Genomic DNA, 19,788 nt, shown 5'->3' with positions numbered 1-19,788 from the left:
CAACCGTCGGTCACGCGGTCTACACTGGACGGGCTTTGGGCGGTTCGAGGGATCGAGTATAGCGTATGCCTCCCTCCGGACGAGGCCGGCCACCGGTCGGCAGGCGCGACCGGCTAGAGGCGCCCCGGCCCCGAGCGGCCATCGACGAGACGGCACCGGGTCGCTGACGTGATCCTCGACGCCGACCGGGAGACGGTACCGCTGGACCGGGCTGCTAGAGTCGCGATCGTGGGCGCGGGTCCCGCCGGCATGACGCTGGCGCGAGAGCTGGCCGAAGTGGCGGACGTGTTGCTGATCGAGGCGGGGGGTCTCGAGAGCGAGCCGGCTCAGCAAGCGCTCCTGGCGGGCGAATGCGTCGGCCTGGAGTATCCGCTCACCGAGACGCGGGCGCGGCAGTTCGGGGGCTCTTCAGGCCTGTGGGCCGGTTACTGCGCGATGTTCGACCCCCACGACTTCGCGTTCCGGAGCTGGGTGCCCGGGAGCGGGTGGCCATTCGGCGTCGAGTCGATGCGCTCCCACTACGTCCGGGCGGCCGCACGGCTCAACCTCGGCGCGCCGTCCTTCGACGCCGGTGAGATCACGCGGCGGGCGGGGCTCGGGTGGCCGTTCGACGATCGGTCGCTGGTGGCCACGGTCTGGCGGTTCGGCGCGCCCACCATCAGATTCGGTGAGCATCTGCGTGAGGAGTTTCACGCCTCGTCCGACCTCACCACGTTGATCCATGCCAACGTCGTCGATCTCACGCTCGACGGCAGTCATGGCATGGTGACCGGGCTCACCCTGCGGACCCTCGGCGGACGAGAGGGTCGCGTGTCCGCCGATGTGGTCGTCCTCGCGTGTGGCGGTATCGAGACGGCGCGCCTTCTCCTGAACGCCGACCGCCAGATCGATGCCGGGGTGGGAAATCGCACCGGCCTCGTGGGCCGCTGCTTCATGGAACATCCGCATCGAGCCATCGAGCGGTTCGTCCTCCATGACGTCGACGCCTTCGATCGATGGACGCGACCCGAACCGTCCGAGGCCGGCGGGGAGTTCATCCCATGCATCGGTTTGCCGCCGCACGTCCAGGAGCAGGCGAGGATCCTCAACGCCCGCGCCCACGTCTATCGGACACCGGCGATGCCGCCCGACGAGGCGCCGAGGATCGGCCTGTTCCTCGAGCAGGCGCCCAATCCACTGAGCCGCGTCCTCCTCTCGGACCGGACCGACTCCCTGGGAATGCGCCGGGTTCGCCTCGATTGGCAGCTCACCGAGCTGGATCGGAGGACGTACGAGTGCACCGCCGCCATGGTGGCCCGTGAATTCGAGCGCCTGGGGGCCGGTCGCCTGAGTGGTCCCATCGAGGCGCGCGACCACGAGGGCATTCTCCACTCGAACCACCATCTCGGGACGACGCGCATGTCGGCGACACGCGAGGACGGTGTCGTCGACGCCGACTGCCGAGTGCACGACCTCGACAATCTCTACATCGTTGGTGGGAGCGTCTTTCCCACCGTGAGCTGGGCCAATCCTACTCTCACGGTGTTGGCGCTGACCTTTCGTCTCGGCGATCACCTGCGTCGGCGACTCGGCCCGGCGCCGAACGGGCCTCGAGTGATCGGCCCATGAAACTCGCCTTGATCGGCCACGCCTCCTGGCTCGTCGACACCCCGGACACCCGAATACTCTTCGATCCCCTGCTCTTCGACCCGAACCAGGGTGACTGTTACGAGGTTCATCCGTCCCGGCGGGTGCACGTCCCCGAGCTCGCTGATGTGGACGTCGTGGTTGTCTCGCATCGCCATATCGACCATTTCGACGTGCGCTCGCTGTGTTCGCTGCCCAAGACGGCCGCCGTCCTGTGTCCGCGCGACCCGTTGATCGTCAAGACGCTCGAGGCCATCGGCTTCGGCAAGGTCCGGGTGGTCGAGGACTGGGATCGGGTTCGTTGCGGCGACACCACGATCGTCGCCACCCCGTCGCGCAATCCGGTGCCGGAGCACGGCTTCGTGGTTTCGGACGGCCGACACACGATCTGGAATCAGGTCGACACTCAGGTCGCCCCGGAAACCACGACCGAGATCAACCGTACCTATGGGCGGCTGGACGTCCTGATCGCCCCCTGGCAGCCCTTGCTCGAGCTGAAGTTTCAGCTCAACGAGAGCACATCTTTTCCGCACCAAGCCTACGCGGACCTGATTCGGCAGGCCAGCGGCTGCGCGACGAAGGTATTGATTCCCGGCGCGAGCGGCTTCCGATACGGCAGTCGCTCCCGGTGGCTGAACCGAATCGCGTTTCCCGTGGCCCGCGACCGGTTTGCCGAAGATGTCAGGCGAGCGTTGCCGCGAAAGGACACGGCGATCCACCAGGTCAATCCGGGGGACGAGATCGTCTGCCACGGAGACGCTCCGGAGATTGGCCGCCAGACAGCGACCGTCGCGTCCAGCGTCGCCGGAGAGGAGGACCTGGTCGCATTTTGCCCGGTCGATCCGTTCCAGGATCTGTTCCGAGATCGCGCCCCGCTCACGACGGCCGAATGTGGCGTGTCGTCGATTGTCGACGACCTCGACCGGTTCATTCAACGCGAACTGGCGAACACGTCGTCTCCGCTCTGCGCATACGGACGGTGGGAGGTGCGGTACCAGCTGATCGTCTGCTTCGAGGCGGGCAATCTGTTCGTCAATTGGGACTTCACGCACGGCGCCCGTCGCGTCGACGGCCGGAATCTCAGCGCCAACGCCACGTCGATCATCAGCGGCCGGATCCTCCGGGCGCTGGCGCGCGGCGCGTGTAGCTGGGAGGAAGCCTACCACTCGGGGGGCTGGCGATTCTTTCAGTCGGTGGCTGTCGTCTCACCCACCGATTACGTCGTCCCTCCGGCCGAGACGGTGGTGGACATCGTGCAGCTCCGCTACCCGTACGCCGAGTCGCTGGACAGGCTGATCGCCACCGAGCTCGAGCGCTGGGCGGGGACCGGCCGCCGCACAGGTGGGTGAACCTCGACGTGTGTCGGACCGGAGCCGGGCCCACCACCGCCGGGTGCGCCCGGTCGTGGAGGGAGAGCGGTGGGTCGCTAGATCTCCGAGTAGCCGCTCCCGCGCGAGTCGACACCGCGGCCGCGGCCGTGCTCGATCCAGCCGAACTCGCGGAGGATCTGCTGGCTGTAGGTGACGCGGCCGGTCACGCGGTCGAGCGGCTCGGTGGCCAGGAGCAGGGCGGCCTGGGCCATCAGCAGCGGCGGCTCGCCTCGCGGGTCGTCTAGCCCGCTCACGAGCCGGTGATACACGGTGCCCGGAGTGGGGACGACCTGCGAGGGCGCGACCGACGTGACCGAGACGCCGTACTGGTAGACCTCCGACGCCAGCCCCTGGGTGAAGCGCTCGAGCGCAGCCTTCTCGGCGCCGTAGCAGGTGCCGCCGCGCGCGCCCACCGTCGCGTCCGGATAGGGTCCGCGCCCGGGGCCGATGGCCGAGCCTGAGGAGATGTTCACGATGGCGCCGCGCCGGCGCGGGATCATGTCTCCGAGCACCAGCTGGCTCAAGATGAACGGGGCCTGGAAGTTCACCGCCCACGAGCGCAACCACTTCGAGACCGGATAGTCCTTGACCGGAACGTAGTACGTCAGGGCCGCGTTGTTCACGAGCACGTCGACCGGCCCGTAGCGCTCGCGCGCTTCCTGGACCAGCCGCTCACACTCCGTGGCCTCGGCGATGTTGCTGGCGACCGCATGCGCCTCGCCGCCCGCCTCGCGGATGGCGGCCACGGTCGTCGCGAGAGAGCCGGCGAGCGGGTGCTGTCCTTCCTCCAGGGTGCGTGCCGCGCAGACCACGCGGCCGCCTTCCGCGGCGAAGAGGCGGGCCACGTCGGCGCCGATGCCGCGGCTCGCGCCGGTGACCACGACGACCTTCCCATCGAGTCGGCCCATGAGCCCTGGGCCGCTATTCTCCACGCCCGCCGCGCCCGGTCAACCGGCTGGGGTCAGGTCTTACATTACGACATTTCCTCCGCGGGCCCTGGCGGGACCCCGGACGAAAATGTCGTAATGCAAGACCTGACCCCGCCTAGGCGGTGATGCGGAGACGCTCGCCGGGGAAGATGCGGTCGGGCTTCTCCAGGCCGTTCCACGTGACGATTTGACTCGCGGAGACGCCGTATTGCTGCGCGATGCGCCAGAGCGTATCGCCGGACTGGACCACGTGCACGCCGGCCCGCGGCGCCGGAGCGTGCTTGCGGGGGGCCAGGTCCATCCGGACCGCGGCCTGCACCGCGCCGGCCGAGCCGAGGGGCACCTTCAGCTCGTACGTCGAGTCCGGCGGCGTCTGCTTCTGGCGAAGCTCGGGATTGAGCGACTCCAGGTCCTGCACGGTCACGCCCGAGAGCGCGGCGAGACGGACGAGCCGGCTGCCGCGCGGGACCGTGACCTGCTCGTAGCGCAGCGGCTCCGCCGGCACCACCGTGAAGCCGTAGCGCTCGGGCTCGCGGCCGATCAGCGTGGCCGCGTGGATGGCCGGCACGAAGTTCTTGGTCTCCTCGAGGAGCAGCGGGCTGCGGTGCAGCCGCCAGAAGTCGCGCGAGCCGGTGCCCTGGATGGCCTGTTGCACCCGCACCTCGCCCGCGTTGTAGGCGGCCTGAGCCAGGTCCCAGGAGCCGAACTGGTTGTGGAGATCGCGGAGGTAGTTGGCCGCGGCCACCGTGGACTTCTCGGGATCGAGCCGCTCGTCGAGCCACCGGTCCACCCGGAGCCCGTAGAGGCGAGCGGTCGGCGCCATGAACTGCCAGAGACCCTTGGCGCCGGCGTGCGAGACCGCGACCGGGTTGAACCCACTCTCGATCATCGCGGTGAAGACGAGCTCGTCGGGCAGACCCTTCTGCCGGAACACGTCGAGGATCATCGGCAGATACCGTCCGGCGCGGACGAGACAGGACTCGACGACGGCGCGGCGGTCACCGGTCCGGAAGCGATCGAGGAAGAAGCGCACGTGCCGGTTGTCGTGCACGCGGTAGGCGGCCGACGGCATGGCCGCGACCACGATCGGTGGCGCCGGATCGGCGGGCGGCGTGAAGCTGGCCACCCGCGGCGCGAGCGCCTCGGCGGGCTCGCCGAAGACGTCGATCCATCCGCCGGCGGGGACAGGGGGAGCGTCCGTGGGCGCGGGCCAGACCGCCGGGGCGGGCGCGATGAAGTCGTGGGCCGCCGCGCTCAGCGCCATGTTGATCGGCACCGGATCGACCTCGGCGGCGGCGCCCGCAGTCAATGCCAGGCACGCGAAAACGAACGCAACAGAACCGGTTCGAAGGGTCCGTGGTGTCGTAGCCATGGGCGGCCAGGGAGCAAGCACTATTCCACTGGTAACTACCGGACTGATATGGTGTTTTCAGCGTGACATGGAGGCTGGAAATCCCTGCCTGGGTACCCGGCGGCCCACCATGGGAGTTTTGCGCGACCGTGCACGGGTTGCACCCGATCCGGAGCTCTTACACGGCCTCGCCTGCGACCGGGCGCCCCTTGACGCGCGGTCGGACCGGCCCCATGCTGGGGCGCATCCATGGCTTCGGTGAGCGCGTCCGGCACTCCTTTCGACGGGTACGCGCGCCGGACGACACCTCCTCCCGATTTCGATCTCACCGCGGTCGGGCCCGGCACGCCGTGCGGCGAATATCTGCGGCGCTTCTGGCAGCCGGTGGCGTTCACCCGCGATCTGGACGGGCCGCCGCGCCGCGTGCGCATCCTCGGCGAGGATCTGGTGGTGTTCGCCGATCGTGGCGGCCGCGTGGGCGTGCTCCACCTGCATTGCGCGCATCGCGGCACCTCGCTCGAGTTCGGCATCCCGCTCGAGCGCGGACTGCGCTGCTGCTATCACGGCTGGGTCTACGACGTCGACGGACGCTGTCTCGAGACGCCCGGGGAGCCGGCGGGCAGCCGGCTCTGCGAGCGGGTCTGGCAGGGCGCGTATCCCACGCGCGAGTACTGCGGCCTCGTCTTCGCGTACCTCGGGCCGCCCGACCGGCGGCCCGCGTTTCCCCACTACGATTCCTTCGAGGTGCCGGGCCTCACCCTGATGCCCGCGGCCGAGTTCTCGCTGCCGTGCAACTGGCTCCAGGTGAAGGACAACAGCATGGACCCGGTGCACACCGCCTTCCTGCACGCGCTGTCGAGCGGCTACCAGTTCACCGAGGCCTTCGGGGTGGTGCCCGAGCTGGACTGGCTCACCACCGACGCGGGCATGGTGTACATCGCGACCCGCCGCGTGAGCGATCTGGTCTGGGTGCGCGTCTGCGACTTCATGCCCCCGAACGTGCACCAGTTCACGCGCGAGATCGAGGAGGCGACCGCGCCCAAGGCGGCGAGCCGGCCGGTGATCATCCGGTGGGCGGTGCCCAACGACGACACGCACACCACCAACTTCGAGCTGGCCCAGGTCGATCCCGCGTGGGGGCTCACCGCGGCGCAGGTGGCGCGGCCCGGATTCGGCCAGTCCGAGGACCGGCCCTACGAGGCGCGCCAGCGCTTCCCGGCCGACTACGACGCGCAGGCGAGCCAGCGCCCGATCGCGGTGCACGCGGTCGAGCACCTGGCCTCCACCGACCGCGGCGTCGTCATGCTGCGGCGGATCGTGCGCGACGGCATCCGCGCGGTGCAGGCCGGTCTCGATCCCTGGGGCACGCACTGGCCCGAGGGCAAGGTGATTCCCACCCACACGCAGGACCTGGTCCTCCGCCTGCCTCCCGCCGCCGACCCGACCGACGACCGGCGACGGCTGCGCGAAGCGGGCCGCCGCGCGGTCACCGGCTAGGAGTCTCCGCCGGCCATGTGGATCGTCCGCGTCGCCCTGGATCGGCCGTACACCTTCATCGTGCTGGCGCTGCTGATCCTGATCGTGAGCCCGGTGGTCATCGCGCGCACCCCCACCGACATCTTCCCCTCGATCAACATCCCGGTCATCGCGGTCGCCTGGAACTACCGCGGGCTCAACACCGAGGAGCTGGAAGGGCGCATCACCTCGAACTTCGAGCGCACGCTCACCACCACCGTCGACAACATCCAGCGCATCGAGTCCACCACCACGAGCGGGCAGGCCATCGTCAAGATCTTCCTGCAGCCCTCCGCACGCCTGGATACCGCCAACGCCCAGATCACCGCGATCTCGCAGACCGTGCTGCGTCAGTACCCGCCGGGCACCACGCCGCCGCTCATCATCAACTACAGCGCCTCCAGCGTGCCGATCCTCCAGCTCGCGCTGTCCGGCGACGGGCTGGCCGAGCAGCAGCTCTTCGACCTCGGAGTGAACTTCCTCCGCCCGCAGCTCGTCACCATCCCGGGCGTGGCGATCCCGTGGCCCTACGGGGGCAAGCAGCGGCAGATCATGGTCGACCTCAACACGCGCCTGCTCCAGGCCAAGGGCCTCTCGCCGGGCGCGGTGCTCGACACCCTGAATCTACAAAATCTCATCCTGCCGTCGGGCACCGCCAAGATCGGCCGCCTCGAGTACGACGTCACCCTGAACGCGGCCCCCCGGACGGTGCCCGAGCTGGGCGACGTGCCGATCAAGGTGATGGGGAATTCGACCATCTATCTGAGAGATGTCGCCAACGTGCGGGACGGCTTCAGCGTGCAGACCAACATCGTGCGGCGCGACGGCCGCCGCGGCACCCTGCTCACCGTGCTGAAGAGCGGCGACGCCTCGACCCTCGACGTGGTGGACAACATCCGGGCCGCGATTCCGCGGGTCGCCACCACGCTGCCCCCCGAGCTCCGGATCGACCTCCTCGCCGATCAGTCGATCTTCGTGCGCGGAGCCATCTCGGGGGTCATCCACGAGGCGGTCATCGCCGCGTGTCTCACCGCCCTGATGATCCTGCTGTTCCTCGGGAGCTGGCGCAGCACGCTGATCATCGCGGTGTCGATCCCGCTCTCCATCCTCACCTCGGTCATCACGCTGGGCTTCCTGGGCGAGACCATCAACATCATGACCCTGGGTGGGCTGGCCCTCGCGGTGGGCATCCTGGTGGACGACGCGACCGTCACCATCGAGAACATCGAACGCTACCTCGAGGAGGGCCGCGAGCTGCGCGCGGCGATCTTCGAGGGCGCGGCCCAGATCTCGGTGCCCGCGCTGGTCTCCACCCTCTGTATCTGCATCGTGTTCCTGCCCATGTTCTTCCTGGGCGGGGTGGCCCGGTACCTGTTCGTGCCGCTGGCCGAGGCGGTGGTCTTCGCCATGCTGGCCTCCTACGTGCTCTCGCGCACCCTGGTGCCCACGCTGGCGATGTACCTGCTGCGCCGCCACGATCACCACGCGGCGCCGTCCCGCAACCCGTTCGTGCTGCTGCAGCGCGGGTTCGAGCGCGGCTTCGCCCGGATCCGCGAGGCCTATCGCGGGCTGCTGGTGCGGCTGCTCTCCCGGCAGGGCGCCTTCGTGAGCGCGTTCCTCGCGGTGTGCCTGCTCGCGTGGCTGCTCCTACCCTGGCTCGGCGAGAACTTCTTCCCGACCAGCGACAACGGGCAGTTCATCCTCCACCTGCGGGCCAAGACCGGCACCCGCATCGAGGAGACCGCGCGGCTCGCGGATCTGGTGGAGGCGGCGATCCGGCGCGAGATCCCGCCCGGCGAGCTCGAGAGCATCATCGACAACATCGGCATGCCGTACTCCACCATCAACACCATCTACAGCCGCTCCGGCTTCATCGGGGCCGCCGACGCGGACATCCTGGTCACGCTGGGCAAGAACCGGCGGCCGACCGAGGATCACATGCGCACGCTGCGCCGCCGGCTCCCCGAGGAGTTCCCGGGGGTGACCTTCTACTTCGTGCCCGCGGACATCGTCACCCAGATCCTCAACTTCGGTCTCCCCGCCCCGATCGACGTGCAGATCGAAGGCAGCGACCTGCAGGGCAACCGGCAGGTCGCCAACCGGATGCTCACCGAGCTGCGCCAGGTGCCCGGCCTCACCGACCTGCGCATCCAGCAGAACTTCGACGCCCCGAAGCTCGAGGTGAGCGTCGACCGCACGAAGGCCGCCGGCGCCGGCTTCACCCCGCGGGACGTGGCCAACAGCGTGCTGCTCACCCTGAGCGGCAGCGGCCAGACCAACCCGGCCACCTTCCTGAACTGGCAGAACGGAGTCAGCTACAGCCTGGTCACCCAGGCCCCGCAGTACTCGGTGCAGTCGCTCCAGGACATCCAGAACATCCCGCTCGGCGGGGCGACCGCGGATTCCCGCCCCCAGATCCTCGGCGACGTGGCTTCCATCGAGCGGGGGAACGGGATGGCGGTGATCTCGCACTACAACACGCGGCGCGTGGTGGACATCTACGGCTCGGTGCAGGACCGCGACCTGGGCGCGGTCGGCCGCGATATCGCGCGCATCGTCGACGCCAATCGCGCCCACCTGCCGCGGGGCAGCTTCATGACCCTGCGCGGGCAGGTCGAGACCATGCGGGCCTCCTACCTCGGGCTGCTGGGCGGCCTCGCCTTCGCGATCGTGCTGGTCTACCTGCTGATCGTCGTGAACTTCCAGTCGTGGCTCGACCCGTTCATCATCATCAGCGCGCTGCCCGCCGCCCTCGCCGGCATCATCGTGTTCCTGTTCCTCACCCAGACCACCCTCAGCGTGCCCGCCCTCATGGGCGCGATCATGTGCATGGGCGTCGGCACCGCGAACAGCATCCTGGTGGTGTCCTTCGCCCGCGAGCGTCTCGCCGCCCACGGCGACGCGCGAGAGGCCGCCATCGAGGCCGGCTTCACCCGCTTCCGCCCCGTCCTCATGACCGCGCTGGCCATGATCATCGGCATGATCCCGATGGCCCTGGCGATGGGCGAGGGCGGCGAGCAGAACGCCCCGCTGGGCCGCGCGGTCATCGGTGGGCTCGTCTGCGCCACCATCGCCACGCTGATCTTCGTCCCCGCGGTGTTCAGCCTGCTGCACGGCGGCCGACGGCGCGCCGCGGCGGAGCGCCCGGCGTGAACCGGTCGTCGCGCGGACTGTGGGCGCTGCTCGGCATCGCGCTCGTTCTCGGGGTCGCCATCTACGCGGGGCTGCAGGGCCGGCACGGCGCCGACGCGGCGCTCAAGCGCGCCACCGAGGAAGCGGCGATCCCCACCGTCGCGGTGGTGACGCCGTCGACCGCCTCGACGGCCTCCGACGAGCTGGTGCTGCCCGGGACGGCGCGGGCCTTCACCGACGCGCCGATCTACGCGCGGGCCAGCGGCTATCTCAAGAAGTGGTACGCCGACATCGGCTCGCGGGTCACCCAGGGGCAGGTGCTGGCCGAGATCGAGACGCCGGAGCTGGATCAGCAGCTCCGCCAGGCCCGGGCGATGCTCGAGAACGCGCGGGCCACCATGGAGCTGGCCCGGACCACCGCGGACCGCTGGCAGCTCCTGGTCAAGCGCGAATCGGTCTCCCGCCAGGAGGCGGACGAGAAGATCAGCGACTACATCGCCAAGCAGGCCATGGTCGACTCGAACGCGGCGAACGTGAAGCGCCTCGAGGACCTCCAGGGCTTCCAGAAGGTCGTCGCGCCCTTCACCGGCGTCGTCACCGCCCGCAACACCGACATCGGCGCGCTCATCGACGCGGGCGCGGGCGGCCAGGCGCGCGAGCTGTTCCGGCTGGCCGCGATCGACCGGCTGCGCATCTTCGTGTCGGTGCCCCAGGCCTACGCGCAGAACGCGCGTCCGGGGGCCCAGACCGCGATCACCCTCGAGGAGAAGCCGGGCAAGGTCTACCGGGGCACGCTCGCCCGCACCTCCAACGCGCTCGATCCCACCGCGCGCACCATGCTGAGCGAGGTCGAGATGGAGAACCCCAACCAGGAGGTGCTGCCGGGCGCCTACGTGGTGGTGCGGCTGCACGTCGGCGTGGCGACCCGGGGCCTGACCATTCCGGCCAACGCGCTGCTCTTCCGCTCGGAGGGCTTGCAGGTCGCGGTGGTGCGCGACGGCCGCGCCGAGCTGGTCCCGGTGAAGATCGGCCGCGACTACGGCCGCAGCGTCGAGGTGGTGACGGGCCTGCAGCCCACCGACGTGGTGATCGTCGACCCCGCCGACTCGCTGGTCAGCGGGACCGCCGTCCGCGTGCGGCCGTCCGAGCGCCCGAAGGCCGGCGCCCCGCCGCCGAAGTCGGGCGGGTAGCCGGCCGCTCGTCCGCCGCGGCCGGCCGGGCCGCGTGCCAGCGGGCCACCTCCTCGCAGGTGGCGAACCACACCCCGCGCGCCCGGCGGATGTGGGCCACCAGGTCCTCCAGCAGGGCGATGCGCGAGGCCCGTCCGCTCACGAACGGATGGCAGGTCAGCACGAAGCAGCCGTTCTCGGGATGCATCGCCGCGAATTCGCGGCTCCACATCTGCAGCACGCGCCCCGGGTCGGCGATCGCATTGGTCGCGCCGTAGACGTGGCGGAACAGCGGCGCGTCGTCGAGCAGCCACTGCACCGGCACCTCGATCAGCGGCCCCTGCGCGGTCTCCACCTCGTAGGGCACGTCGTTGCCCATCAGCGACGAGTCGTAGAGGAAGCCGTGGCGCTTCAGCAGATCGGGCGTCCACACGTTGACGTCCCACGACGGCGAGCGGTACCCGAGCGGGCGCACGCCCAGGCGCGAGCGCAGGATCTCGAGCTGCTCGCGCATCACGCGCTCCTCCTGCGGAGCGTCGAGGAAGGCGAGCGCCTCGTGCACGTTGCCGTGCGCGCCGATCTCGTGGCCGGCGTCGCGGATGCGGATCGACTCGGCGAGATGGTTCTCGACCGTCCAGCCCGGGATGAAGAAGCTCGCCCGGATCCGCAGGCGATCGAGCAGGCGCAGGATGCGGTCCACTCCCACGCGCGGGCCGAAGCGGCGCTCCTCGAGGTCGCCCAGGCTGCGCCGCGCCTTCTCCGGCTCGCGGAACAGGAAGCCGGACTCGGCGTCGAAGTCGAAGGACAGGACCACTGCCGATTGCTTGCCGTGGGGCCACCGATAGCGCATGGAAGGCTCTGCGATCAGCCGGAGACCCGGCCGCCGCTCGGGCGGAGGAGCTGCCCGGTGAGGTAGCCCGCCTCGGCGGAGGCCGGCACGACCGCCCAGTAGGCGACGGAGGCCGGCATCTCAGGCGGGGGCCGCCGGCCGGCTCTTCTCCAGCCAGAAGCGGGCGAGATCGATCGGCCGCGGCCACCACACCTGCCGCTTGCCCAGGATGAGCTGGATCAGCCGCTCCACCATGCGCAGCCGCGAGGGACGCCCGATGATCTGGGGATGGGCGAGCCAGTTGAAGAAGCCGCCCTCGGCGTAGAGGCCTTCGAACTCCTCCGACCAGATCTCCCACACGTCCTGCTGGCTCCAGATGCCGTTGCCGACCGGCGGCACCGAGCTCCACATGAAGAACGGCGCGTCGTTGTTGCACCACGCGGTGGGAAACTCCACGAGCGGCCCGTGGGTGGTCTGGTGGCAGTAGGGCAGGTCGGTGTCGAGGGCGTTGCTGTGGTAGACGAAGCCGTGCTGCTTGAGGAGCTCCATGGTGTGTCGGCTCGGGTCCGCCGACGGCGAGCGTGAGCCGAGCGGCTTCACGCCCAGGATCTTCTCGAAGATGGCGAGGCTCTTGACCAGCAGTTCCTCCTCTTCCTCGCGGCTCTTCATGAAGAAGGGTTTCTCGTGGAGGTAGCCGTGGTGGCCGACCTCGTGGCCGCGGCGGACGATGTCCTCGCACAGCGCGGGATAGCGCTCGACGATCCAGCCCGGGATGAAGATGCAGGTCCGGATGCCGTAGCGGTCGAGCAGGTCGAGAATCCGCGGCATGCCGGTCTTCGGCCCGTAGGCGCCCATCGACATGTGGAGCGGCCGATCCGCGAGGGCGGCGTCGCGATGGATCCACGGGCTCTCGCCGTCGAGATCGAACGTCATCATGATGGCGCAGCGGGCGCCATCGGGCCAGGTCACTGCGTCCGCCATCGTGTCCTCCGCGCGAGGCCGGGTGAGGTGCGACGTCGAGGCAGCAGCATAGACCAGCCTTCCCGACGTTCGCAATCCGGGGCACTATCCAGGGGAACCGTCGACTGGACTCTTCGGTTGAGAGTTGAAGGAGGCTCGCCATGCTCGACACGCTGCGTCGCTCCGCGCTCCTCGTCATCGTGGGTGTGATGCTCCTGGCCGCCGCGTCGCCGGTGCCCGTCGGGGCGGCGGGGGGCGGAGGCGGCGGCGGGGCCGACGGCTCCGGCGGCGTCGCGGGCAAGCCCGAGGATCCCAGGTACACCGAGGCGGTGACCGCCATCAAGGCGAAGGAGTACGGCAAGGCGGTCCCCCTGCTGCAGGACGTGGTCTCGCGCGACGCCGCGAACGCCGATGCCTACAACTGGCTCGGCTACGCCACTCGCAAGAACGGCAACCCCACCGGGGCGATCCCGTACTACGAGAAGGCGCTCGCCATCGACCCCAAGCACCGGGGCGCCCACGAGTACATCGGCGAGGCCTACCTCATGCTCGACAACCTGCCCAAGGCGAAGGATCACCTGCGCACGCTCGACAAGCTGTGCTTCTTCCCGTGCTCGGAGTACAGCGATCTCAAGAAGGCGGTCGAGGCCTACGAGAAGACCGGCGGCAAGACCAAGCCGACCGCATCGTCGTCGCATTAGCGCGTGGGGCGGGGCGGGAGGGGCGGGGGAGGGTCCCCGGCCACGACGCTCTTCGGCCTCCCGCCTCCGCGCGAGCAGTTCCCATTCGGTACTGCTTGGCGTAGCGATCCATATCGGGAACGGGTCGGTTGACCCTCCCCCGCCCCTCCCGCCCCCCAACCCACGCGCCCTCGCGGAGCCCCAGTCGCCATGCTCTTGCTTTTGAAGATTCAGAATCTCGCGTGGCGGTTTGTCTGTGGTCCGCCGGCGGTGATGCCGCGGGTATGAGACCCGAGGAGAGTCCCGTGGGCGGAGAGGCCCGGCGGGAGGGAGGGGCGGGTGAGGGTCAACCGACCCGTTCCCGATGTGGGCCGCTACACCAAACCCTACGGAATGGGAACTGCAAGCGCCCCCGAGCGGAAGGCCGCAGAGCCTCGTGGTCGGGGACCCTCCCCCGCCCCTCCCTCCCGCCGGGTATCGCCGCCCGCGGGAGAACGCTACGCGAGGTTGTAGAGGCGCGCGGCGTTGTCGCAGACGATCTTGTGGCGAACCGCCGCGGGGAGATGGCCGAGCTCGCGGGCGATGTACTCCCGCGAGTCGGGCCACACGCCGTCGGGATGCGGGAAGTCGGAGCCCCACATGACCTTGTCCACGCCCAGCTCGTCCAGCAGCTTCACGCCCACCGGATCGGTCTGGTAGGTCGCCCACACCTGGCGCTTCCAGTACTCGCTCGGCGGCATGGTGAGCGACAGATCCTTGAACTGGTCCTCCCACTCGCCGTCCATCCGCCAGAGGATGTAGGGGATCCACCCGATGCCGGCTTCACCCAGGACCACGCGCAGGCGCGGGAAGCGCTCGAGCACGCCGCCGTAGATCATCGCCATCAGGATGTTGGCCATGTTGATCTGGAAGCCGGTGATGTGGGTGGCGAAGGCCACCCGCGAGGTGCGCCGGTCCTCCGCCGACATGTCCGCGGGCGCCCGCGAGGGGTCCGAGCCGACGAACACGAGCTTCTGGAGATTGTCGGGGAGCCGGCTGCCGATGGTGTGGAAGTGCAGCGGCAGGCCGCTGGCCTGGATCACTTCCCAGAGCGGGTTCCAGTAGGGATCCCACAGCGCGGTGAGATCCGCCGAGTTGGCGATGTCGAGCCCCCGCACCGCGCCGCGCTTGGCCACCCGCTCGACCTCGGCGATGGCCGCGTCGATCGGCGCGTTGGGGATCGAGGCGAGCCCGGCGAAGCGCTCGGGATGCGTCGAGCAGAAGTCGGCGAGCCACTCGTTGTAGATCCGGATGACCTCGACCACCGCCTCCGGATCGTTCATGCGCCCGGTGGCCCCGAGGATGCCGTAGAGCACCTCGGCCTGCACGCCGTCGCGGTCCTGATCCTTCAGGCGCAGGTCGGGCTCGGTGAGCCGGCGGATGCCGCGCTTGCCATCCTCGTAGAGCCCGGTCTCGGCCATGCGGTCCGCGCGATGGATGCGGCCAGGCACGTACTCGCGGCCGGCCGATCCCATGCCGCAGGCGAGCCCGAGATTGGCGCTCTTCTGCGTGATCCAGGTCGGGCCCTTCGGGCCATCCACCACGTGGGGCATGCGGTCGCGCAGGGCGGGCGACGCGTTGGCGGTGAAGAGGTCCGGGGGCAGCCAGCAGAGGTCGAGGTGGCAATCGGCGGAGATCATCTCGTAGCGCATGGCGGGTCTCCTCACGGCTTGAGCCGGACGTCTTCGTAGGGAGCCGAGTACGGGAACGCGGGGATCAGGGTGAGCGCCGGTTCTTCCACTCGCGGGCCGACCCCGCGGATGAATCCGTTCTCCCAGATGGGCGCGAAGATCTTCTTCTCGCCCAGATGCGCTGGATCTGCCATCAGGCGCAGGCCGGGCGTGCGACGCACCTCCTCCGCGACCGGCCCATTCAGGAAGTAGGCGACCCGGACCTCGCGCACGTGCTCCTTCAGCGCGGTGGCGTTCGCCCCGTGATAGCGCTCGAAGGAGAACTTCACGTCCTCCGCAGTCACCCGCTCGCCGTTGTGGAGGCGCGCGCTGGCGCGCAGCACGAACTCGTAGACCAGGCCGTTGGGCGAGACGGTCCAGGACTCGGCCAGACTGGGCGCGCTCGGGCCGGAGGGCATCGGCTTCAACAGCGCGTCGTGGACCGCGTAGAGGGTGAGGAACGGCGTGATCGATCCCTCGGTCTCGGCGGGATCGAGCCAGCGCGCCGCCAGCGTGAAGTGCATCGCCCACGTCATCTGCCCGGCCCGCGTCGGGGCAGCCGACTGCGCGCTCCCGGCCGGAGCCAGGCACAGCGACCACGCGATCACGACGAGCGCACCGACGAGCGGTCGCAGGAGCCGTCCTCCCTGGGCAAGCGCCAGGTGCGATGATATAAACCTAATCGGATTGAGTAAAGCGGAGAAGATCCCGGTCGGGTGGGCAGCGAGGAACGCGACTCGGCCGACGCGCGTAGATTGCCGCGCGATGGGATCGCGACCGGTGGGCGGTCAGGAGGGAGTCGCGGAATGAACCGGCGAGCATTCCTGCAAACCCTGACCGGTGGCCTCCTCGCCGCCTCGCTGATCGCCGAGGCGCAGCCGAAGACCAAGACGTGGCGAGTCGGTTTCCTGTCCGGTGGCGGACGGTCGCCGGATGGGGCGGCCCCGTTGCCCCTGCGCCGGGCCCTCCAGGACCTCGGCTACATCGAGCCGCGGGACGTCGTCTACGAGAGCCGATGGGCCGACGGCAAGCAGGATCGGCTCCCCGGACTCGCATCCGAGCTCGTCCGACTCCACGTCGACGTGATCGTGACCGTAGGAGGGCCGTCGACCGCCGCCGCCAATCAGGCGTCGCCATCGATTCCGGTCGTGATGGCCCTGGTCGGAGATGCCGACGGCCTCGGCCTGATCGATAGCCTCGCGCGGCCCGGTGGCCACGTGACCGGCGTGACCGATCAGTCGGTCGACCTCAGCGCGAAGCGTCTGGAGATCATCACGGAAGCGGTGCCGCGCGCCGCGCGGATTGCCGTGCTCTGGAATGCGAGCGATCGGGGCATGACGCTGCGCTACCAGGAGGTGGAGAAGGCCGCCCAACGGCTCCACGTCGCGGTGCAACCGCTCGGGGTGCGCGAGCCGGATGATTTTGCGGCGGCCTTCTCGTCCATGACTGCCAGTCGGCCGGATGCGCTGGTCATGGTCACGGATGCGCTGACCCTGCTCAATCGCCAGCGCGTGATCGACTTTGCGCTGACGCACCGGATTCCCGCCATGTACGAGGCTGGTCCTCTCGTCCAGGACGGGGGACTGATGTCGTACGGCGCCAACCCGGACGACAACTTTCGGCTCGCCGCGGGCTACGTGGATCGAATCTTCAAGGGCTCCTCGCCGAGCACGCTGCCCGTCCAGCGGCCGGGCCGGTACTACCTCACCATCAACTTGAAGACGGCGAAGGCCCTCGGGCTGACCATTCCTCCGACCCTGCTACTTCGAGCGGATCAGGTCATCGAGTGACGGTACCGTGTTCGTAGGTCCACGCCGCCACCCGCGGTCACGCCACGCGCCGCCGGTGCTATAATCCCCGCGCTCACGCGACAAGCCGCACCGGCGAGGCGAATCATGAAGACATTCCGGCTCTACACCGGCCCCGACGGGCAGTCCCACATCGAGCCGATCGATCTCGAGCGAACCCCGTCGTGGACCAAGGGGCTCGCGACCACCCAGATTGCGTTTCGGGAGAGCCCGGTCGGCAACTTCATCGACTGGCATCCCGCGCCGCGCCGGCAGTTCGTGATCATCCTCTCGGGCCAGCTCGAGATCGGGCTGGGCGATGGCTCCAAGCACCTCTTCGGCCCCGGCGACGCGCGCCTGGTCGAGGACACCACCGGCAAGGGACATACCACCCGCGTCCACGGCAGCGTACCGTGTCTGACCGCCACTATCCCTCTCGCGGAGCAATAACGCCATGGCCACCAAGATCCTGTTCGCGCCAAAGCAGTCCGACGCGGTGCTCGACATCGCGCGCTCGCTCACGCCCAAGGGCTTCGAGCTGCTGATCGCCGAGTTCGGCACGCCCGAGTTCTACGCGGCGGCCGGGCAGGCGGAGTACTACCTGGGTCTCGCGCGCCAGATGGGCGGCGAGTTCTTCCGCTCGGCGCCGAACCTCAAGCTGGTGCAGCTGCTCTCCGCCGGCTACGACCGCGTGGACATCGAAGCCGCGCGCAAGGCGGGAGTGCCGGTCTGCAACAACGGCGGGGCCAACGCGATCGCGGTGGCCGAGCACACCATGATGCTGATGCTGGCCGTGCTCAAGCGCGTGGTGCGCTTCCACAACGACGTGGTCGCCGGCAAGTGGCGGGTCGGCGGCTTCGACGACCAGCGCGTGTACGAACTGTCGCGGCGCACTCTCGGCATCATCGGCCTCGGCAACATCGGCAAGAAGGTGGCGCGGCGCGCGCTCGCCTTCGACATGACGGTGCTCTACTACGACATCGCGCGGCTGAGCGAGGCGGAGGAGGACGCGCTCGGGGTGCGCTTCGTGCTGCTGCCCGAGCTGCTGCGCACCGCGGACGTGGTGAGCCTGCACGTCCCGCTCGACGACTCGACCCGCCATCTCATGGGGGTGGGGGAGCTCGCCCAGATGAAGCCGGGCGCGATCCTGATCAACACCTGTCGCGGGCCGGTGGTGGACGAGGGCGCGCTCTACGAGGCGCTCAGGGCGGGCCGGCCGGCCGCGGCCGGGCTCGACGTGCTGGTCGAGGAGCCCCCCGCCAAGGACCACCCGCTCTTCGCGCTGCCCAACGTCACGCTGACCCCGCATTCGGCCGGCCCCACCTGGGAGAACTGGACCGCGCGCTTCCGCAACGGGTTCGACAACATCCAGCGGGTGGCGGCCGGCCGGGCGCCCAAGTGGGTGATCCCCGAGCTTTCGTCGTGAAGATCCTGTTCGTCCCGAACTTGATCGTTTCGGGCCTGAGCGCCGGCGACCGCGCCCGCATCCTGGCGGCGGCCGGCCCGGACACGAGCATCGTGGAGGCGAAGGACCGGGCGGCCCAGCGCCGCGAGCTGCCCGACACCGACATCATCTTCGGGCGCGTCCATCCCGAGCTGTTCTCGCTGGCCACGAAGCTCGTCTACTACCACTCGATCGGGGCCGGCGTCGACAGCATCCTCACCACCGAGCTGATCAACCACCCGGCCCCGCTGGCCAGCGAGAAGGGCGAGGTCGGCATCCACCTGGCCGAGCACGCCTTCGCCCTGCTGCTAGCGATCACCCGCGGGCTGCACACCGCGATCCGGACGCCGGACTACGAGCTGCGCGAGCCGATCCGGGTGCACCAGCGCGAGCTGTACGAGCAGACCATGGGCATCGTCGGCTTCGGCGGCACCGGCCGCGCGGTGGCCCGGCGCGCGGTCGGCTTCGGCATGCGCGTGCTCGGGGTGGATATCGAGCCGGTCGATCCCGAGGCGGGCGTCGAGGCGATTTGGCCGGCGGACCGGCTGGCCGATCTGCTCGCGGCCTCCGACGTGGTGGTGATCGGCCTGCCCCTGACCAAGGCCACGCACCATCTCTTCACCCGTGAGCGCTTCCTGCAGATGAAGCGCACCGCGATCCTCATCAACGTCACCCGGGGCGAGATCGTACGCGGCGAGGACGTGCTGGCCGCGCTGGACGAAGGCCTCATCTGGGCGGTCGGTCTCGACGTCACCGACCCCGAGCCTCTCCCGAAGGGCCACGCGCTCTGGACGCACCCGCGCGCGGTCATCACCCCGCACACCGCGGGCGGCTCCCCGCGGCGCGCCGCCCGCGTCATCGACACCTTCTGCGAGAACCTCCGCCGCCTCCGATCCAACCGCCCCCTCCTCGCCCTCATCGACAAGCAAAAAGGCTACTAACCCGCCGCCGGGCGGTTGCATCGCCGACCGGCCGGCGAACGCTGGGACGCCGCGGCGACCGCGGGCCAGCGAACGCCCGAAGAGATCGGCGACGGGGCCCCAGCCAAGGCAGAAAGCGTCGGAGCGACCATACGCAGTCACTGGTTGAAGGATCGTCGATGGCAGCCCCGACTACACGCGAGACGCGGTGCCGGGAGAGGCGGCGGGGGTGGCGGGGGGTGGGGCGGGTGACCCGTTCCTCCGGCGGAAGCCAGGAACCTCAGGTCAAGGATTGGGAACTGCTACCGCAACAAGACCGCGCAAGGCGTCGTGGTCAGAGCCCCACCCCCCCCCCCCCCCCCCCCCC

At 69.6% G+C, this 19,788-nt stretch carries 16 protein-coding genes; 10 read left to right on the top strand and 6 right to left on the bottom strand.

Annotated features, from left to right (window positions below; genetic code table 11):
- Window positions 1-168: 168 nt before the first annotated feature.
- Both VKN16_28635 and VKN16_28630 read left to right on the top strand, forming a co-directional pair.
- Window positions 169-1,608 (top strand): GMC family oxidoreductase, encoded by a 1,440-nt coding sequence (locus VKN16_28635; GenBank protein HME98192.1) that lies wholly within the window; start codon window positions 169-171, stop codon window positions 1,606-1,608.
- Window positions 1,605-2,975: an MBL fold metallo-hydrolase gene (locus VKN16_28630; GenBank protein HME98191.1), complete on the top strand. Its 1,371-nt coding sequence runs from the start codon at window positions 1,605-1,607 to the stop codon at window positions 2,973-2,975. Before VKN16_28635 ends, VKN16_28630 begins: the two co-directional genes overlap by 4 nt.
- Window positions 2,976-3,052: 77 nt before the next feature.
- Here VKN16_28630 and VKN16_28625 read toward each other — a convergent pair whose 3' ends face one another.
- Both VKN16_28625 and VKN16_28620 read right to left on the bottom strand, forming a co-directional pair.
- A complete protein-coding gene (locus VKN16_28625; protein HME98190.1) occupies window positions 3,053-3,904 on the bottom strand; it encodes an SDR family NAD(P)-dependent oxidoreductase in 852 nt (283 codons plus the stop codon).
- 136 nt (window positions 3,905-4,040) lie between these two features.
- Entirely contained in the window at window positions 4,041-5,201 is a 1,161-nt protein-coding gene (locus tag VKN16_28620) for a transglycosylase SLT domain-containing protein (GenBank protein HME98189.1), read from the bottom strand.
- Between the two features lie 324 nt (window positions 5,202-5,525).
- On the opposite strand from VKN16_28620, the gene VKN16_28615 reads away from it, so the two are divergent.
- Genes VKN16_28615 through VKN16_28605 form a run of 3 tightly spaced genes read left to right on the top strand, consistent with a single transcriptional unit; the run spans window position 5,526 to window position 11,113 of the window.
- Window positions 5,526-6,773 (top strand): aromatic ring-hydroxylating dioxygenase subunit alpha, encoded by a 1,248-nt coding sequence (locus VKN16_28615; protein ID HME98188.1) that lies wholly within the window; start codon window positions 5,526-5,528, stop codon window positions 6,771-6,773.
- Between the two features lie 15 nt (window positions 6,774-6,788).
- Window positions 6,789-9,944: an efflux RND transporter permease subunit gene (locus VKN16_28610; protein ID HME98187.1), complete on the top strand. Its 3,156-nt coding sequence runs from the start codon at window positions 6,789-6,791 to the stop codon at window positions 9,942-9,944.
- Window positions 9,941-11,113, top strand: coding sequence for an efflux RND transporter periplasmic adaptor subunit (locus tag VKN16_28605; GenBank protein ID HME98186.1), 1,173 nt, complete (start codon window positions 9,941-9,943; stop codon window positions 11,111-11,113). The genes VKN16_28610 and VKN16_28605 overlap by 4 nt, the downstream gene beginning before the upstream one ends.
- Here VKN16_28605 and VKN16_28600 read toward each other — a convergent pair.
- Both VKN16_28600 and VKN16_28595 read right to left on the bottom strand, forming a co-directional pair.
- Window positions 11,037-11,942 (bottom strand): polysaccharide deacetylase, encoded by a 906-nt coding sequence (locus tag VKN16_28600; protein HME98185.1) that lies wholly within the window; start codon window positions 11,940-11,942, stop codon window positions 11,037-11,039. The genes VKN16_28605 and VKN16_28600 overlap by 77 nt on opposite strands.
- A 120-nt stretch (window positions 11,943-12,062) precedes the next feature.
- The gene (locus VKN16_28595) at window positions 12,063-12,902 is read right to left on the bottom strand and encodes a polysaccharide deacetylase (GenBank protein HME98184.1); all 840 of its coding nucleotides are present in this window, start codon (window positions 12,900-12,902) and stop codon (window positions 12,063-12,065) included.
- A gap of 140 nt (window positions 12,903-13,042) precedes the next feature.
- Here VKN16_28595 and VKN16_28590 point away from each other — a divergent pair, with 140 nt between their 5' ends.
- Window positions 13,043-13,582: a tetratricopeptide repeat protein gene (locus VKN16_28590; protein HME98183.1), complete on the top strand. Its 540-nt coding sequence runs from the start codon at window positions 13,043-13,045 to the stop codon at window positions 13,580-13,582.
- A 476-nt stretch (window positions 13,583-14,058) separates the two neighbouring features.
- Here VKN16_28590 and VKN16_28585 read toward each other — a convergent pair whose 3' ends face one another.
- Both VKN16_28585 and VKN16_28580 read right to left on the bottom strand, forming a co-directional pair.
- Window positions 14,059-15,252, bottom strand: coding sequence for an amidohydrolase family protein (locus VKN16_28585; GenBank protein ID HME98182.1), 1,194 nt, complete (start codon window positions 15,250-15,252; stop codon window positions 14,059-14,061).
- Window positions 15,253-15,263: 11 nt separating this feature from the next.
- Complete coding sequence (locus tag VKN16_28580) at window positions 15,264-15,878, bottom strand: ABC transporter substrate-binding protein (GenBank protein ID HME98181.1); 615 nt, start codon at window positions 15,876-15,878, stop codon at window positions 15,264-15,266.
- A gap of 198 nt (window positions 15,879-16,076) precedes the next feature.
- Here VKN16_28580 and VKN16_28575 point away from each other — a divergent pair, with 198 nt between their 5' ends.
- The 4 genes from VKN16_28575 to VKN16_28560 all read left to right on the top strand — a co-directional run bounded on the left by VKN16_28575 (window position 16,077) and on the right by VKN16_28560 (window position 19,442).
- Window positions 16,077-17,060 (top strand): ABC transporter substrate-binding protein, encoded by a 984-nt coding sequence (locus VKN16_28575; protein ID HME98180.1) that lies wholly within the window; start codon window positions 16,077-16,079, stop codon window positions 17,058-17,060.
- 105 nt (window positions 17,061-17,165) lie between these two features.
- Window positions 17,166-17,507: a hypothetical protein gene (locus tag VKN16_28570; protein ID HME98179.1), complete on the top strand. Its 342-nt coding sequence runs from the start codon at window positions 17,166-17,168 to the stop codon at window positions 17,505-17,507.
- A gap of 4 nt (window positions 17,508-17,511) precedes the next feature.
- Window positions 17,512-18,483 carry a 2-hydroxyacid dehydrogenase gene (locus VKN16_28565; GenBank protein ID HME98178.1) on the top strand — a complete coding sequence of 324 codons (972 nt, stop codon included), beginning with the start codon at window positions 17,512-17,514 and terminating at the stop codon, window positions 18,481-18,483.
- A complete protein-coding gene (locus VKN16_28560; protein ID HME98177.1) occupies window positions 18,480-19,442 on the top strand; it encodes a D-2-hydroxyacid dehydrogenase in 963 nt (320 codons plus the stop codon). Before VKN16_28565 ends, VKN16_28560 begins: the two co-directional genes overlap by 4 nt.
- Window positions 19,443-19,788: the final 346 nt, after the last annotated feature.

The sequence above is a fragment of the Candidatus Methylomirabilota bacterium genome (assembly GCA_035315345.1).
GTDB lineage: Bacteria > Methylomirabilota > Methylomirabilia > Rokubacteriales > CSP1-6 > CAMLFJ01.
The sequence above is the reverse complement of the archived record's forward strand: the minus strand, read 5'-3'. Positions and strand labels throughout refer to the sequence as shown.

Excerpts from the sequence above, each read along its gene's own strand:
- VKN16_28630 (HME98191.1), top strand. The coding sequence starts at position 1,605 with ATGAAACTCGCCTTGATCGGCCACGCCTCCTGGCTCGTCGACACCCCG.
- VKN16_28625 (HME98190.1), bottom strand. The coding sequence starts at position 3,904 with ATGGGCCGACTCGATGGGAAGGTCGTCGTGGTCACCGGCGCGAGCCGC.
- VKN16_28615 (HME98188.1), top strand. The coding sequence starts at position 5,526 with ATGGCTTCGGTGAGCGCGTCCGGCACTCCTTTCGACGGGTACGCGCGC.
- VKN16_28610 (HME98187.1), top strand. The coding sequence starts at position 6,789 with ATGTGGATCGTCCGCGTCGCCCTGGATCGGCCGTACACCTTCATCGTG.
- VKN16_28600 (HME98185.1), bottom strand. The coding sequence starts at position 11,942 with ATGCGCTATCGGTGGCCCCACGGCAAGCAATCGGCAGTGGTCCTGTCC.
- VKN16_28595 (HME98184.1), bottom strand. The coding sequence starts at position 12,902 with ATGGCGGACGCAGTGACCTGGCCCGATGGCGCCCGCTGCGCCATCATG.
- VKN16_28590 (HME98183.1), top strand. The coding sequence starts at position 13,043 with ATGCTCGACACGCTGCGTCGCTCCGCGCTCCTCGTCATCGTGGGTGTG.
- VKN16_28585 (HME98182.1), bottom strand. The coding sequence starts at position 15,252 with ATGCGCTACGAGATGATCTCCGCCGATTGCCACCTCGACCTCTGCTGG.
- VKN16_28575 (HME98180.1), top strand. The coding sequence starts at position 16,077 with ATGAACCGGCGAGCATTCCTGCAAACCCTGACCGGTGGCCTCCTCGCC.
- VKN16_28570 (HME98179.1), top strand. The coding sequence starts at position 17,166 with ATGAAGACATTCCGGCTCTACACCGGCCCCGACGGGCAGTCCCACATC.
- VKN16_28565 (HME98178.1), top strand. The coding sequence starts at position 17,512 with ATGGCCACCAAGATCCTGTTCGCGCCAAAGCAGTCCGACGCGGTGCTC.